This window comes from Micromonospora radicis (assembly GCF_003583405.1).
Taxonomy (GTDB): Bacteria; Actinomycetota; Actinomycetes; order Mycobacteriales; family Micromonosporaceae; genus Micromonospora; species Micromonospora radicis.
In genome coordinates this window covers 1-1,090 of the sequence record NZ_QXEC01000062.1, presented here as the reverse complement: position 1 = coordinate 1,090, position 1,090 = coordinate 1, and the positions used below count along the sequence as shown (strand labels likewise).

Below are 1,090 nucleotides of genomic sequence, written 5' to 3'. Positions count from 1 at the left end.
GGTGACCCGCGAGGACCTGGACATCGCGCGGGGGAGTTCGGCGGTCGGATTGCTTGCCGGCGGCCGGTACCGGGTCGAGACGTTGTGGCTGGGCCTGTTGCTGCAATCGGGCAACGAGGCGGCCAACGCGCTGGCCCGCCTCGGCGGCGGCGCCGACGGTGCGGCGGGCGGGGTGCGGGCGATGAACGAGCAGGCCCGCCGGCTCGGCGCCCTGCAGACCCACGCGGTGACGCCGTCCGGACTGGACGCCGCGGGCCAGTTCACCAGCGCGTACGACCTGGCCCTGATCGCCCGCGCCTGCTTCGCGGACCCGACGTTCCGCCGCTACGTCCGCACCGAGCGGACCCGGATCCCGGCCCAGAAGGCGTTGCAGGCCAAGGGCTTCGAGATCCAGAACAACAACCAGCTGATCTTCCGCTATCCCGGCGCGCTCGGCGGGAAGACCGGTTTCACCGACTACGCCCGGCACACCTACGTGGGCGCCGCCGAGCGTGACGGTCGCCGGCTGGTCGTCACGCTGCTCGGCGCCGAGCCCCGGCCGCTGCGCGGCTGGGAACAGGGCGCGGCGCTGCTGGACTGGGGATTCGCCCAGCCCCGCGACGCGACCGTGGGTCGGCTGGTGGAGCCGGGGGAACTCGACGCCGAACCGTCGCCGGTCGCGCCCGAGGCGAACGTCGTACCGTCGGTGGAGGCGACCACCTCGGCCGCCGTCGGCGAGGCACCGGGAGCGGGGATGTTCGTGGCGCTGACCGTCGGTGCGGCGGCGATAGCGCTCTCGGTGGTCGCCGCGCGCCGGGGCCGGACCGCCGACCGCCGTCGGAGCTGACGCCCGCGACCCCACGCGCTGGTCGATTCGCCGGACCAGCCGGAAATCACCCGATAGCGTGGTGTGCTGTGAGAGTCTCCGGCCTGGCCGTGGCGGTGACCGCGGCCCTCATGACGTCTCCGCTGGTGCCCGCCACCGGCGCCGCCGCGGCGGCCCCCGTGCCGTGCCCACGTCCGGCGCCGCCCGCGCCCGGCCCGACACCGGGCGCCACCCCACCGCCGGACCCGGTCCAGCGGGCGGTGGGCGGTGCCCGGCTGGCGACCT

General features: G+C 75.8%; 1 protein-coding gene and 1 pseudogene. Both read left to right on the top strand.

All coding sequences use genetic code 11. The features are described from left to right. Positions 1-826 (top strand): D-alanyl-D-alanine carboxypeptidase family protein (locus D2L64_RS26915; protein ID WP_147376333.1); only part of this gene is annotated, 826 nt, incomplete at its 5' end. Between the two features lie 68 nt (positions 827-894). After that, a pseudogene (locus tag D2L64_RS28160) lies at positions 895-1,090 on the top strand (D-alanyl-D-alanine carboxypeptidase); the annotation flags it as partial.